This is a genomic window from Agrobacterium deltaense RV3 (genome assembly GCF_900013505.1).
Lineage (GTDB): Bacteria > Pseudomonadota > Alphaproteobacteria > Rhizobiales > Rhizobiaceae > Agrobacterium > Agrobacterium leguminum.
In genome coordinates this window covers 1798034-1810884 of record NZ_LT009745.1, presented here as the reverse complement: position 1 = coordinate 1810884, position 12851 = coordinate 1798034, and the positions used below count along the sequence as shown (strand labels likewise).

Annotated in this window: 13 protein-coding genes, 1 pseudogene and 1 riboswitch; of the genes and pseudogenes, 9 read left to right on the top strand and 5 right to left on the bottom strand. The window is 59.5% G+C overall.

What is annotated here, in order from left to right:
• Positions 1-60: 60 nt before the first annotated feature.
• Positions 61-1539: a sugar ABC transporter ATP-binding protein gene (locus tag AGR7B_RS09140; protein ID WP_078052754.1), complete on the top strand. Its 1479-nt coding sequence runs from the start codon at positions 61-63 to the stop codon at positions 1537-1539.
• Positions 1540-1553: 14 nt separating this feature from the next.
• A complete protein-coding gene (locus AGR7B_RS09135) occupies positions 1554-2342 on the top strand; it encodes an SDR family oxidoreductase (protein ID WP_080856510.1) in 789 nt (262 codons plus the stop codon).
• Between the two features lie 267 nt (positions 2343-2609).
• Here the strand turns inward: AGR7B_RS09135 and ribB are convergent, their stop codons facing one another.
• Positions 2610-3251 (bottom strand): 3,4-dihydroxy-2-butanone-4-phosphate synthase, encoded by a 642-nt coding sequence (ribB, locus tag AGR7B_RS09130; RefSeq protein ID WP_080856509.1) that lies wholly within the window; start codon positions 3249-3251, stop codon positions 2610-2612.
• 120 nt (positions 3252-3371) lie between these two features.
• A riboswitch (FMN riboswitch) is annotated at positions 3372-3522 on the bottom strand.
• 290 nt (positions 3523-3812) lie between these two features.
• Between ribB and AGR7B_RS09125 the strand changes: the two genes are divergently transcribed.
• Positions 3813-4415: a hypothetical protein gene (locus AGR7B_RS09125; protein ID WP_125146930.1), complete on the top strand. Its 603-nt coding sequence runs from the start codon at positions 3813-3815 to the stop codon at positions 4413-4415.
• 271 nt (positions 4416-4686) lie between these two features.
• Here the strand turns inward: AGR7B_RS09125 and AGR7B_RS09120 are convergent.
• The 3 genes and pseudogenes from AGR7B_RS09120 to AGR7B_RS09110 all read right to left on the bottom strand — a co-directional run.
• Positions 4687-5391 (bottom strand): annotated as a pseudogene (locus AGR7B_RS09120) (TIGR02281 family clan AA aspartic protease); the annotation flags it as partial.
• Positions 5388-5579, bottom strand: coding sequence for a DUF1289 domain-containing protein (locus AGR7B_RS09115; RefSeq protein ID WP_080856508.1), 192 nt, complete (start codon positions 5577-5579; stop codon positions 5388-5390). The gene AGR7B_RS09115 and the pseudogene AGR7B_RS09120, both read right to left, overlap by 4 nt.
• A gap of 19 nt (positions 5580-5598) precedes the next feature.
• Positions 5599-6384: an adenosylcobinamide-GDP ribazoletransferase gene (locus AGR7B_RS09110; RefSeq protein ID WP_080857044.1), complete on the bottom strand. Its 786-nt coding sequence runs from the start codon at positions 6382-6384 to the stop codon at positions 5599-5601.
• Positions 6385-6536: 152 nt separating this feature from the next.
• On the opposite strand from AGR7B_RS09110, the gene cobT reads away from it, so the two are divergent.
• Both cobT and AGR7B_RS09100 read left to right on the top strand, forming a co-directional pair.
• The gene (gene cobT / locus AGR7B_RS09105; protein ID WP_003522166.1) at positions 6537-7571 is read left to right on the top strand and encodes a nicotinate-nucleotide--dimethylbenzimidazole phosphoribosyltransferase; all 1035 of its coding nucleotides are present in this window, start codon (positions 6537-6539) and stop codon (positions 7569-7571) included.
• Between the two features lie 8 nt (positions 7572-7579).
• Positions 7580-7984, top strand: coding sequence for a diacylglycerol kinase (locus AGR7B_RS09100; RefSeq protein WP_020012886.1), 405 nt, complete (start codon positions 7580-7582; stop codon positions 7982-7984).
• 61 nt (positions 7985-8045) lie between these two features.
• Here the strand turns inward: AGR7B_RS09100 and pdhS2 are convergent, their stop codons facing one another.
• Complete coding sequence (gene pdhS2 / locus AGR7B_RS09095) at positions 8046-9581, bottom strand: two-component system sensor histidine kinase PdhS2 (RefSeq protein ID WP_035262217.1); 1536 nt, start codon at positions 9579-9581, stop codon at positions 8046-8048.
• Positions 9582-9689: 108 nt separating this feature from the next.
• Between pdhS2 and AGR7B_RS09090 the strand changes: the two genes are divergently transcribed.
• The 4 genes from AGR7B_RS09090 to AGR7B_RS09075 all read left to right on the top strand — a co-directional run bounded on the left by AGR7B_RS09090 (position 9690) and on the right by AGR7B_RS09075 (position 12730).
• On the top strand, positions 9690-10283 hold the full coding sequence (locus AGR7B_RS09090) for a thermonuclease family protein (protein ID WP_080856507.1): 594 nt from the start codon (positions 9690-9692) through the stop codon (positions 10281-10283).
• Complete coding sequence (locus AGR7B_RS09085) at positions 10276-10920, top strand: uracil-DNA glycosylase family protein (protein WP_162934092.1); 645 nt, start codon at positions 10276-10278, stop codon at positions 10918-10920. Before AGR7B_RS09090 ends, AGR7B_RS09085 begins: the two co-directional genes overlap by 8 nt.
• Before the next feature lie 70 nt (positions 10921-10990).
• The gene (locus AGR7B_RS09080) at positions 10991-11479 is read left to right on the top strand and encodes an Lrp/AsnC family transcriptional regulator (RefSeq protein ID WP_003507846.1); all 489 of its coding nucleotides are present in this window, start codon (positions 10991-10993) and stop codon (positions 11477-11479) included.
• Positions 11480-11764: 285 nt separating this feature from the next.
• Entirely contained in the window at positions 11765-12730 is a 966-nt protein-coding gene (locus AGR7B_RS09075) for an aliphatic sulfonate ABC transporter substrate-binding protein (protein ID WP_080856506.1), read from the top strand.
• The last annotated feature ends 121 nt before the right edge of the window (positions 12731-12851 follow it).

Sequence of the window (12851 nt, the reverse complement as noted above, 5' to 3'; positions counted from 1 at the left end):
CAATTTGGACACAAGGTTGCGGTGTATCTCCGCCGCGATCGTGTCCTGGGAGGTCCCGTCATGCGCGAGCCGGTTCTTTCGCTCCGTGGCATCAGCAAACGTTACGGTCCGCTCGAGGTCCTGAAGAACGTCGATCTCGACGTTTATCCCGGCGAAGTGGTGGCCCTGCTGGGTGAAAACGGCGCGGGCAAGTCCACGCTGTCAGGCATCATCGCCGGTTCGCGTGAGCCGTCCGAAGGCACGATGACATGGCTCGGCCAGCCCTATGCACCGTCTTCGCCGCGAGAGGCGATCGACAAGGGCATCGTCCTCATCCATCAGGAATTGAAGCTTCTGCCGGAGCTTTCCATCGCCGAAAACGTGTTCATTGGCCGCTGGCCGATGAAGAACGGCGTCGTCGACCGTGCCGAGATGGTGCGCAGAGCCCAGCAGCAATTGGCGCGCCTCAACCTTCACATTCCCGCAACCCGCAAGGTGGCCGGCCTTTCGACCGCCAACCAGCAGTTGATCGAAATCGCCAAGGCGCTGGCGCTGGACGCCAAACTCCTGATCCTCGACGAGCCAACGGCGGCACTTGGCGGCGCGGAAACGCAGGCGCTGTTCGAGCAGGTGCGCAAGCTGCGCGCCGAGGGCGTGGGCATCATCTATATTTCCCACCGTATGGAAGAGATCAAACAGATCACCGACCGCATCGTCGTGTTGCGCGATGGCGAGCGGGTGCATGAATTTGCCGATAGCGCGACGCCGGTGCGCACCATTGTCGAAAGCATGGTCGGCCGCTCGCTGGAACGCCTGTTTCCTACACTGCCGGAGCCGCAGGACAAGGTGGTGCTGGAGGTCAAGGGGCTGACCGGCGCGACCAATGCCTTCCGCGACATCAGCTTCGGCGTTCGCGCCGGCGAAATCCTTGGTATCGCCGGTCTTATTGGCGCGGGACGCACCGAGCTGGTGCGGGCCATTTCCGGTGCCGATCCGACGAGTGCGGGTGAGGTGCTGCTGGATGGCAAGGTGCTGACACTGAAAAGCCCGGCGGATGCGATTGCCAAGGGCATCGTCATGGTGCCGGAAGACCGCAAATTGCAGGGGCTGGTGGTGGAGCACGAGATCGGCGAAAACCTGATCTATGCCAATCTCGACCGCGTCGGCACCGGCTGGATCACGCCGCGTATCAAGCGCGCCTTTACCAAGGAGGCCATCGCCAAGTTTGGCGTGAAGGGCCGTAGCGAACAGCCGGCGTCCGATCTTTCCGGCGGCAACCAGCAGAAGGTGGTCATTGCCAAATGGCTTGCCCGCAATCCGCGCGTGGTGGTGCTGGACGAGCCGACGCGCGGCATCGATGTCGGCGCGCGGGCGGGCATTTACGATATCATCGTCGGTCTGGCTAAGGACGGCGTGGCCGTCATCGTCGTCAGCTCCGATCTCGAGGAGGTGCTGGGCGTTTCGAACCGCATCCTCGTGCTTGCGCAGGGAAAACAGGCCGGCATCCTCAACCGTGACGAAGCAAACGACGTCTCGGTCATGGAACTGGCAACCATCTGAAGAAGGAAATACCGATGTCTACCATCACGCTCAACGCGCCGAAACTCTTCGATCTTTCCGGCCAGGTGGCGCTCGTCACCGGCGCCGGTTCCGGCATCGGCCAGCGGATCGCCATGGGGCTCGCCCAATCCGGCGCCAATGTCGCGCTGCTTGACCGCCGCACCGATGACGGCCTGGCGCAGACGGCGGATTTCATCGCCAAGGCCGGGCGAAAGTCGATCCAGATTGCCGCTGATGTGACCAGCAAAGAGGCGCTGACCGATGCGGTTGCCCGCACTGAGGCCGAACTTGGCGCGCTGTCGCTTGCCGTCAATGCGGCCGGCATCGCCAATGCCAATGCTGCCGAGGAGATGGAGGAAAGCCAGTTCCAGACGATGATGGACATCAACCTGAAGGGCGTTTTCCTGTCCTGCCAGGCGGAAGCCAATGCCATGCTGAAGAACGGCCGTGGTGCAATCGTCAACATCGCCTCCATGTCCGGCGTCATCGTCAATCGCGGGCTGATGCAGTGCCACTACAATGCCTCGAAGGCAGGCGTCATCCACATGTCGAAATCCATGGCGATGGAGTGGGTGGGGCGCGGCATCCGCGTCAACACCATCTCGCCGGGTTACACGGCGACGCCGATGAACACGCGGCCGGAAATGGTGTACCAGACGAAGCTGTTCGAAGAGCAGACGCCGATGCAGCGCATGGCGGGCGTCGATGAGATGGTCGGTCCGGCGATCTTCCTGCTCTCCGATGCGGCGAGCTTCGTGACGGGCGTGGATCTGCTGGTGGATGGCGGTTTCTGCTGCTGGTAGGGTTTTCGACGCGGTAGTGCTGAGGTGGATGATGGGGCGCCAGACCCATGGGTCAGGTTGACGCGGCTTTTTCCTCCGTCACCCCGGACTTGATCCGGGGTCCAGTGCGATCAAGTCTTTGATCGCAAAAGACTCTTCTCACGGCGCAGACGCGCCGTGGCTGGATGCCGGATCAAGTCCGGCATGACGGAAGAGGACCAGACGGTTTCACAGGCATCACGCCCGGCTTGCGCCGGGCGTTTTTGTATTCACACCGCGAGCAGCAGCTCAAGCGACCTGCTTCTGCGCCACTTCCTCGACAACCTCGCCCTTGAGGTAAGCAACAAGGTCCTTGATCGTCACGACCAGCAGGCCGTGGCGTTCGGCGAAGACTTCGAGCTGGGGCAGGCGGGCCATGGTGCCGTCGTCATTGGCGACTTCGCAGATGGTGCCGCAGGGATATTTGCCGGCGAGGCGGCAGAGGTCCACAGCTGCTTCGGTGTGCCCGGTGCGGCCGAGAACGCCCTGCGGGTTGGCGCGCAGCGGGAAGATGTGGCCGGGGCGGGCGAAATCTTCCGGGCGCGATTCTTCCGATACCAGCGCACGCACGGTCTTTGCGCGGTCGGCGGCGGAAATGCCGGTGGTGGTGCCCGGAATATAGTCCACCGAGACGGTGAAGGCCGTCTTGAGGGATTCGGTGTTGCGCGACACCATCAGCGGAATATCGAGCGCATCGAGACGCTCGCCCGGCATGGCGACGCAGATCAGCCCGCGCGCATGGTTCATCATGAAGGCGATCTGCTGTTGGGTGATGCTGTCGGAGGCGGCGATGATATCGCCTTCATTTTCGCGGTCTTCGTCGTCAACCACAATCACCATCTCACCACGGGAAATGGCTTCGATCGCGTCTTCAATTTTGGCAATGGTCATTTTCTTTCAAGCCTTTCAAGGGTTATGCCGTTTTGCGGCATTTTCGCGCTTCGAGAAGCGCCAAATATCCCTTGGGCGAACAATGCAATGCGAAGCCCGCTCACGCGCGGGCGTCCTATGCCTTGTCCTCTTCCATCCGGACTATACCGTCGGCTCCGGCCTCTCACCGGATCTGCTGACCTTCCGGCTTTGGAGACCGGAAGCGCTCGCGGGCTCCGGGAAAAATCCCGATACCGCCGGTGGGGAATTGCACCCCGCCCTGAGAACGGAACCAACATAAATTATCAAATGGGAAGGAATCAAGGGGCAATGGTTCGTTGGGCGGGTGCCGGGCAGAAAGAAATCTCTCGGAAAGGCGTTTCTACGAGCATTTTAGTTCCGCCCGTTTCAGGTCGAGTTCCTACTGCGTTTTTCTATCGAGACCGATTTGATATTGGCGGCGCAATCCTGGCCAGTTCGCCATCTGAAGTATCGTATTTATGTTGTTAATATTGGCGTCTTGTGATTTTTATATTGTCATTATCGCAATATGTATTTTCTTATATTTAAGGGAATTGTTGCATGTCAGCGACGCAGCAAATATCTGAAAGCCCGCAATTGCTTGCCGCGTTGGTCGCGGCTTCTACAGCGTTCACGCTGTGGATACTTGGACAATTTGTAGCGGTGGGCGTAGGATTCTGGAAAAAATCGCGAGAAAAAGAGAAATTCATTCGGTCCCTGTATGCGGAAATCGACTTTAATACAGCCGATATGGCGATCTTCCTTGCCGCACCTATTTCCTATGTGACTTTCAGGGAACGCATCAAGGAAAACAAAGATTTCGTCCCGCATATTACAGATGCGCGTCACACCCATTTTTATCTGAAGAATATCGATTCCATATCGGCCACTGGAAGAGAGTATATTGGCGATGTCGTCTATTTCTATGGTGTTCTGGATAAAATCCGCGCCAAGATAGATGGAATATACCGTAAGAGTTTCACCAATATTTCACTCGAGGGTCGGGAGAGTGCCATTCGTAGCCTCTACGAGCACGCGGAAGAGGCAAAGAAAACCGGCGAGAAGCTTTTGCAGACAATGGAAGGAAAATACAGGGGATACAAACTAAAGCGAAAAATCCGTTCGCCGGGCATCTCAAAAAACCAAAAAGCGCCGAAACCATAGTTCGACGCTTCGCTTCTCTACAGTGGAAGGGCGTTTAGATCAAAGTAGGATAGGATCTGGACCGATCATGTTGAGAACTCCTGCGTTGAATATGTAATCTTGTCTCATGGTCAATGCGGCCTGTCAATGATTTGCCGAGGTGGCGGTATTTTTCGAGATAAGCCACTGCTTCAGCGGGTCAGCGTTGATCAACCCTTTCCTCGTTACTTCATATATATTGTGATGGGGGTGTTTGATCGCAAGATAAGGTGCCTTCTCCGAGAGCAGCTTGCCGATCCCGCAATCGCAATTCATCGGTCTGCATCTGCAGCGAACCGAGCGTCGACAGGAAGCTCATGCCGAGCAGGCTTTGGCCCAATTGGCCATCCTGCGCGACGAGGGCGGGGATGTTGCGTCGCATGATCGGGCCAATACTGATTTCCGAAAGGGTAACGGGGGCTGCCGCCGTGCGACCATTCGCGGTCATCACCGGCACGGTATAGCGGAGATTTGCGGTGTCGATGCCGATTTCTGCCGCATCCGCATTGGCGAGCACCACGGAACTTGCACCGGTATCGACGAGCATGTGGATCGTCTTGCCTTCGACGCCGACATTTGCCTCGAAATGGCCGCTCATCGATTTATGAAGGACGATTTCCTGTTCGCCGCCAGCCGTCGTCACCACCACGGCGCGGCCGGGCATCAGGCCGCCGAGCAACCGGTCGCCGAAGGATTGCAGGTCGTAGCGATAGAGATAGAGCGAGACGAGGCCGAGAATAATGACGAGCCAGACGGCGAGCTGGCGGATGACGGTGCCGAAACTGCCGCGTCTTCCCGCCAGAATGCCGGCGGATAATAGGCCGGCAATGGGCAGAAGATAAAGCACGTGGGCGAATTGATCGTTATCGATGCCGAGCGTTCGGCCGCCGTCGTGATTGATGAGAAGCAGGCCAAGGCCGACGGCCAGCAGGAGGAGAACGATGGTCAGCCTGTTCATGCGGTATGCGTCTCCTTCGCGGTCTCGGACAGGTTTGCCAGTCGTTGCAGCAGCAACCGCATGATTTCGCGGCGCTTCTCGTCGCTATACCCTGCCCAGCCGCCGATTTCATCCAGCGTCCGCCCGCAGCCGATGCAGAGGCTGCTGGTTTCATCGAGGCGGCAGATATGGATGCAGGGTGTTTCCATGATGATTTATATCAGGCCGTCACGCCGCAAGGGCAAGGGCGATGAGAATCACGATCTCCGTGATCTGCTGGCAGGCACCGATGGTGTCGCCGGTATGGCCACCGATCTTGCTGTCGCAGAGCCTGCCGAAAAGGACGGCTGCCAGAAAGGCTGCCGCCAGCACGAGGGCAATCGACAGGAGCGGCAGGGCGTGCAGCGTGAAGAGTGTGAAAAGCAGTAGCCCGATCACCAGCGCGATGTTGCGCTCGCTGGAGCCCGGCTGACCGGCGCCGGCGGCGATGCCGGAGGTTTTGGCGGCAGGCAGGGACTGCCAGTGCCACACCATCAGGGCGCGGCTCAGGACAAGTGCGACGATCAGGGCGGCGGCGGCGGTCTTTGCCGGCAGCGTCTCAATGAGCGAGGCAAGTGCGGTAGCGCGAAGCGCAAAGGACATGATCATGGCAATCGTGCCATAGCTGCCGATGCGGCTGTCCTTCATGATCTCAAGCATGCGGGCCTTATCCTTGCCGCTGCCGAAACCGTCGGCCGTGTCTGCCAGCCCGTCCTCATGCAATGCACCTGTGATGAGCGCCGTCAGGCCGATAACGAGCCAGCCGGTAAGTTGCGGAGAGGAGTCGAAGGCTGCGAAAACCACAACAAGGAAAGCGGCGGGCAGGGCGATCAGCAGGCCAGCGGCGGGAAAGGCGCGGGCGGTGCGGCGCATCGACACGCCGTCGGCATCATCGAAAAACTGCGAGGGAACGGGCAGGCGGCTCAGAAAGGCGAGGGAATGCATGACATCTGTTATAAAATCCCCGGCCTTCATGCTCTCTCCGTTGCAGTCGCTGCATTTCCGGTTGTTCCGCGGCGCATCCGCGATTATGAGAGGCGCAACAAAGACCGATTTGCCGGAAAACACAAGTTCCGGACGCATGAGCCGATGCGACAGCCAACCCGACGACGAGAAAGACAGATATCATGAGCATGAGCGGATTGCCCTTCGACGATTTCCGCGCGCTGCTGCGCGAGCTTCCCGGCCCGGATACGCACGCGCTTGTGGCGGCCAAGGAGCGCAATGCGCAGCTGACCAAGCCTGCCGGTTCGCTCGGACGTCTCGAAGAAATCGCCATGTGGCTAGCCGCATGGTCGGGCCGTTCTCCGGCCGTCACCCGCCCGCTGGTGGCGATCTTCGCCGGCAATCATGGCGTTACCCGGCACGGCGTTACGCCCTATCCGACATCCGTGACCCAGCAGATGGTGGAAAATTTCGCGGCAGGCGGTGCGGCGATCAACCAGATCTGCGTTGCAAACGATCTTGGCCTGAAGATCTTCGATCTGGCGCTCGATTACCCGACCGGCGACATTACCTGCGAGCCGGCGCTTTCTGAGCGCGACTGCGCCGCCACCATGGCCTTCGGCATGGAGGCGATTGCCGGCGGCACCGATCTTCTCTGCGTCGGCGAAATGGGCATCGGCAACACCACCATTGCGGCGGCGATCAATCTCGCGCTTTATGGCGGCACGGCGGAAGAATGGACCGGTCCGGGCACCGGTTCGGAAGGCGAAGTCATGGCCCGCAAGATCGCGGCGGTGAAGGCAGCGGTGGAGTTCCACAAGGATCATCTGTCCGATCCGCTGGAGATCATGCGCCGTCTCGGCGGACGCGAGATCGCAGCGATTGCCGGCGCCATCCTTGCCGCCCGTGTGCAACGCATTCCCGTGCTGATCGACGGTTATGTGGCGACGGCCGCTGCCGCTCTCCTCAAGGCTGCCAATCCTGCGGCGCTCGACCATTGCCTGATCGGCCATGTCTCGGGTGAGCCCGGGCATCTGGCCGCCATCGAAAAGCTCGGCAAGACGCCGCTTCTGGCGCTTGGCATGCGTCTCGGCGAAGGTACGGGGGCAGCGCTTGCCGCCGGCATCGTCAAGGCCGCCGCCGCCTGCCATTCCGGCATGGCGACATTCGAAGCGGCGGGTGTGGACACCCGCATCAGCTCCCGCACCGACCATTGAGGCTGAAGATGGACGTGACGCCGCAAAAGAAGCAACCGGAACCCGCCTTTCGCAAGGAAAAAGGCTGGCGGCATCTTTTTGCCGCCGCGCGCTATTCCGTGCAGGGGCTTGGCCGGCTGTGGCAGGAAGCGGCGTTCCGGCATGAGGTTCTCGCCTTCGGCGTCGGGCTTGCCCTGCTTCTGGTCGTCGGTGCGCCGTTTGCCCATCTTCTCGTCTTTACGGTGCTGATGCTGCTTCTGTTTTCGGTGGAAGCGCTCAATACCGCCATCGAAGAACTGGTGGACCGCATTTCACCGGAAATCTCCTCGGTCGGGCGGCACGCCAAGGACCTCGGCTCCTTCGCCGTCTTCTGCCTGTTGATGGCGAACGGATTTTTCGTGCTGTATTCTCTGGTAACGACGCTGTTCTTCTGAAGTTGTTAGCCTCAAGGCATTTCCGGACGGAAAACCGGGGGCCACTTTTCCTGGAAATGCCCTAAGCGAAGGATCGCCGGCGCGGCTGGATGGCGTGGGTTTCTTCCACGGCCGGCAGGCTTTGCAGCACGCGTTTGGCCGGCAGGATGGCGATGCCTTCGGTGCCCTCGCGCAGTTTCGATTTCAGGATAAACTGGCCGTCATGCTTGGCGAGAATGGCCTGAACGATGGGCAGGCCAAGGCCGGTTCCCTGTTCGGCGCTCTTGATCGCGATCGATCCCTGACCGAAGGCGGACAGCACCACGGGAATTTCATCTTCGGGAATGCCGGGACCGTTATCCCTGATCGAGACATATTGGCCGCCGCCCGCCGTCCAGCCGGCTTTCACGAGGATTTCACCGCCCTGCGGCGTGAATTTCACGGCGTTGGACAGCAGGTTGAGGATGACCTGGCGGATGGATTTCTCATCGGCCCAGACCTGCGGCAGGCTGTTTTCGAACTGCTGGGAAATTTTGATGTTCTTGGCGCGGGCGCGAAGCTGGATCATGCCGATGCAATCCTCGGCGATTTCCAGCATCGAGATCGCTTCTTCGTTGAGGTCATAGCGGCCGGCTTCGATGCGCGACAGGTCGAGGATTTCGTTGATGAGATCAAGCAGATGCTGGCCGGAGCGATGGATATCGCCGGAATATTCCTTGTAGAGCGGATTATTGAGCGGGCCGAGCACTTCCGAGGACATAACCTCGGAGAAACCGAGAATGGCGTTGAGCGGCGTTCTGAGCTCGTGCGACATGGAGGCGAGAAAACGCGATTTCGCCAGATTGGCTTCTTCCGCGCGCCGCCGCGCCTCGTCCGAAACCGAATTGGCGACTTCGAGTTCGGCGATCAGGTCGTCCTTTTCCGTCTGGGAGGAGAGGAGCTTGATGCTGGTCTGGTAAAGGCGGCTGGTGATGCGATGACAGAAAAGGATGGCCATGCCGAACATCAGCGCGAGGCCGACATCGAAAGGATTGCGCGAAATGGCCGAGGTCATGCAGAGAGCCGCGAGCACCGGCAAAAAGGTCATGAAGGTCGCCCGCCGCAGCATGAAATTGGCCATGGCAGTGAGCGAAAGCGCGATCAGCAGCGTCGAGCCCTTGAAGAAAAGCACGAGCGTCGGGTCGTTGCGCACCGGTTCGGCCAGCGCAAACATCGCCCAGGCGCAGCCGATGAGGATCTGCATGCCTAGGAAGAGACTTTTCCAGTGCTGAAGATTGTCGGCCGTGATCTCCTGTTTTGCCGCCCGCTTGGCCAAGAGCAGGGAAAAGGCGTGGAAGCTCAGCGCAATCAACGACCAGATGATCAGGCTGATGTCGCGCGTTATATATAGGCCGATGATGGAGGCGAGTAGGATGAAAAGCGGCATGATCATCGCGCCCTGCAGGGTTTCGGCGATGTGCATGGTCAGCATTTCGCGTTCATAGGCGTCGCTTGCGCCGGCCCCCTGCTGCAGGCGTTCACGCGTCGTCTTCACCGTGTCGAAGACCGCCTTGTTGCGGTGCTTTTTCGACCGGTCGACGATGATCTTGTCGGTGGACGTGCTGACGCTTTTACTCATTGTTACAACGCAGGGTGACATGAACCCTTGCAGACTACGCGCAAAATCTTAAGAAGATGCTGCCGTGAAAGGATTTGTTTGCCATTTCTGACAAGGGTTTGTTGTTACATGAGACGAAATGGAGGCAAGGGCAGGCGGTTTTCGGGATTTCGCGATGGCGGGCTTTTTCTCGCCACGGTTTTTCTGGGCATTCTGATCGCGGCCAAGCTCGACCAGATCAACAGCGAAACCTATAGCGGCCGCTTCTTCGTGATCGATGGCGATACGCTGTCGAAGGGGGAGGAACGTTTCCGGCTGCTTGGCATCGATGCGCCGGAGCTTGCGCAGAAATGCCTGCGCGGCAGCGAAAGCTGGCCGTGCGGCGAGGAAGCGCGCCGTGTTCTGCAACGGCTGGCCGGGGCTGTGGATTTTTCCTGTTCCGGCAGTTCCAGGGACCGTTACGGGCGGCTGCTGGTTTATTGTTCCGCCGGCGGCAGGGATGTCTCATCGGAAATGGTGTCGGCGGGTTTTGCTGTCGCATCCGGTTATTTCCAGTTCTCCAGCGAGCAGGCGGCGGCGCGCAGGCAGGCACGCGGCATCTGGGCGGGAGAATTCGAGAAACCGTCGCAGTGGCGGCGGGAACACCGTGCCGCGGATCTGGAAACGCCGGCGGCGGGTTTCCTCACCATTGTCCGTCATCTTCTGGGGTGGGATCATGGTTGAACCAGTGCCGGTGCGTGATGACGGGCTTGACGTATTGCGCGGCGAAATCGCCCGTTGTCGTCTCTGTCGCGACAAGCCGCTCAGGGGAATGGCCGATCGCCTGGCGCACGAACCCCGGCCGGTGGTCGTCATGTCGACCAAGGCGCGCATCCTGATTGCCGGGCAGGCGCCGGGGCTTCGCGTGCATGAAACGGGGCTGCCGTTCAATGATGCCTCGGGCGACAGGCTGCGCCAATGGCTGAACGTCGACCGGCAGACATTCTATGATCCGGATCGTTTCGCCATCGTGCCCATGGGCTTCTGTTTCCCCGGTTATGACGAAAAAGGCAGCGACCTGCCGCCCCGGCGCGAATGCGCGCCGCAATGGCGTAAGCGGGTAATAATGGCGATGCCGCAGGTGGAGCTGATCCTCGCCATCGGCCAATATGCACAGGCTTTTCATCTGGGTGAAAGGCGGCGCAAGACCATGACGGAAACGGTGCAGGACTGGCGCGGCTTTCTCCATGCCAATTCCGGCCCCGGCATTTTTCCCCTGCCGCATCCAAGCTGGCGCAATACCGGCTGGCTGAAAAAGAACCCATGGTTCACCGAGGAACTGCTGCCGGTTCTGCGACAACATGTGGAAATGCGGCTTTAGTGAAACAATTTTCTGTTTTTCTGCAAAAATTAGTGTATTGAAAGGAAATTAATTCAGGAGGATAGACGCATTGGATCGCCTAGACCGTAAGATTTTGCGCATTCTGCAAGAGGATTCCACGCTGGCCGTTGCCGATCTGGCGAAAAAGGTCGGCCTTTCCACGACGCCCTGTTGGCGGCGTATCCAGAAGATGGAGGAAGACGGCGTTATTCGCCGGCGCGTGGCGCTGCTCGATCCGGTCAAGGTAAACACGAAGGTCACGGTTTTCGTCTCCATCCGCACCGCCTCCCATTCCATCGAATGGCTGAAGCGTTTCTCCGAGGTGGTTTCCGAGTTTCCGGAAGTCGTCGAATTTTATCGCATGAGCGGCGATGTCGATTACCTGCTGCGCGTCGTTGTGCCCGATATCGCGGCCTATGACGCCTTCTACAAGCGCATGATCGCCAAGATCGAAATTCGCGACGTGTCCTCCGCCTTCGCGATGGAGCAGATCAAATATACGACCGAGCTGCCGCTCGACTACATGCTGCTGGACAATCCGAAATCCGGCGAGGAGTGATCGTCCGCCGGTCAGTTTTTCGACCAATGCCCTTTCCGGTTGCCGGGGAGGGCATTTTCATTTGCGGGTCGTTTTTCCCGTCGATCTTGCCCGTCAAGGCTGATGCAGCCGGAAGGTCCATCCTGGTAGCCCCCGCCGGGGCACGACAATTCTATTCCGCCCATCGTGGCAAATTCGCACATTCAATTCTCCCGGAGCTGTCTTCGCGCAAACCGCGATTTTGATAAAATCGCTCGAATATCTACGCTTTTACCGTCGAAGGATGGAATAGCGAGGGATATCCATATGCTTACACGACGCGGAACATTGGGACTGATTGCAGGTGCGACCGGGGCGGTGTTTCTGCCGCATATCCGGCGGGCGAGTGCCGCGACCACCACATTGCGGATTGGCTGGCAGAAGAATGGCGTGATAGCGCTCGCGAAAAGCCAGGGCGCGCTCGAAGCGTTGCTGAGGGATCGCGGCATCGAGGTCAAATGGTCGGAATTCTCCTCCGGGCCGCCGCTTCTCGAAGCGCTGGGTGCCGGCGCGCTGGATATCGGCCCGACCGGCGATGTGCCGCCGCTTTTCGCGCAGGCCGCGGGCGGTAATCTGCGTTATGTGGGCACTTACAAAGCGGCGGCCGGCGGATCGGCCATCCTTGTGCAGAAGGATTCGCCGCTGAAGACGCTGGAAGACCTGAAAGGCAGAAAGGTCGCCTTCAAGCGCGGCTCCAGCGCGCATAATGTCACCGTCAAGGCGTTGCGAAAGGCAGGGTTGACGTTGAACGACATTACGCCGGTCGATCTTGCCCCGCCGGATGCGGCCGCCGCCTTCCGCAGCGGCAGCATCGATGCCTGGTCGATCTGGGATCCTTATTTTGCCGTGGCGGAAAAAGAGCCGACGACACGGGTTCTTTCGACCGCCGAAGGAATCGTCGATCCGTGGAGCTATTTCCTTGCCAATGGCGATTTCGTGGAGGCCAATCCCGATCTCGTGCCGTTGATCCTCAAGGAACTGGCGAATGTGGGTGCGAAAGCGCAGGCCAATATCGATGCAACGGCAAAGTCGCTGGCGTCGATTACCGGCGTTCCCGAGGATGTCACCAAGGTTTCGCTGACGCGGCCGGGCGCCGATCTCGGGCGGGTTTCGCTGGTTCCGGATCAAGCCATCGCCTATCAGCAGGCACTTGCGGATGAGTTCTACGATCTGAAGATCGTGCCGAAGAAACTCAACGTGGCGGATATCGTCTGGCGGCCGAAGGCGAGCTGAGCGGGTCGGAAAAGGTGAGTCTCTTCAACCTGCTGGCGGGTGTTGCTGAGAGGTTGATTCAGGAAAATGCCATTCTTGCCGCATAGGGCGAGCCCGTGCCGCTTGTTTCTTCTCCCGCCGG

Bases quoted from the DNA above. Each gene is read 5' to 3' on its own strand.
- AGR7B_RS09140 (WP_078052754.1), top strand. From the start codon at position 61: ATGCGCGAGCCGGTTCTTTCGCTCCGTGGCATCAGCAAACGTTACGGT.
- AGR7B_RS09135 (WP_080856510.1), top strand. From the start codon at position 1,554: ATGTCTACCATCACGCTCAACGCGCCGAAACTCTTCGATCTTTCCGGC.
- ribB (WP_080856509.1), bottom strand. From the start codon at position 3,251: ATGACCATTGCCAAAATTGAAGACGCGATCGAAGCCATTTCCCGTGGT.
- AGR7B_RS09125 (WP_125146930.1), top strand. From the start codon at position 3,813: ATGTCAGCGACGCAGCAAATATCTGAAAGCCCGCAATTGCTTGCCGCG.
- AGR7B_RS09115 (WP_080856508.1), bottom strand. From the start codon at position 5,579: ATGGAAACACCCTGCATCCATATCTGCCGCCTCGATGAAACCAGCAGC.
- AGR7B_RS09110 (WP_080857044.1), bottom strand. From the start codon at position 6,384: ATGAAGGCCGGGGATTTTATAACAGATGTCATGCATTCCCTCGCCTTT.
- cobT (WP_003522166.1), top strand. From the start codon at position 6,537: ATGAGCATGAGCGGATTGCCCTTCGACGATTTCCGCGCGCTGCTGCGC.
- AGR7B_RS09100 (WP_020012886.1), top strand. From the start codon at position 7,580: ATGGACGTGACGCCGCAAAAGAAGCAACCGGAACCCGCCTTTCGCAAG.
- pdhS2 (WP_035262217.1), bottom strand. From the start codon at position 9,581: ATGAGTAAAAGCGTCAGCACGTCCACCGACAAGATCATCGTCGACCGG.
- AGR7B_RS09090 (WP_080856507.1), top strand. From the start codon at position 9,690: ATGAGACGAAATGGAGGCAAGGGCAGGCGGTTTTCGGGATTTCGCGAT.
- AGR7B_RS09085 (WP_162934092.1), top strand. From the start codon at position 10,276: ATGGTTGAACCAGTGCCGGTGCGTGATGACGGGCTTGACGTATTGCGC.
- AGR7B_RS09075 (WP_080856506.1), top strand. From the start codon at position 11,765: ATGCTTACACGACGCGGAACATTGGGACTGATTGCAGGTGCGACCGGG.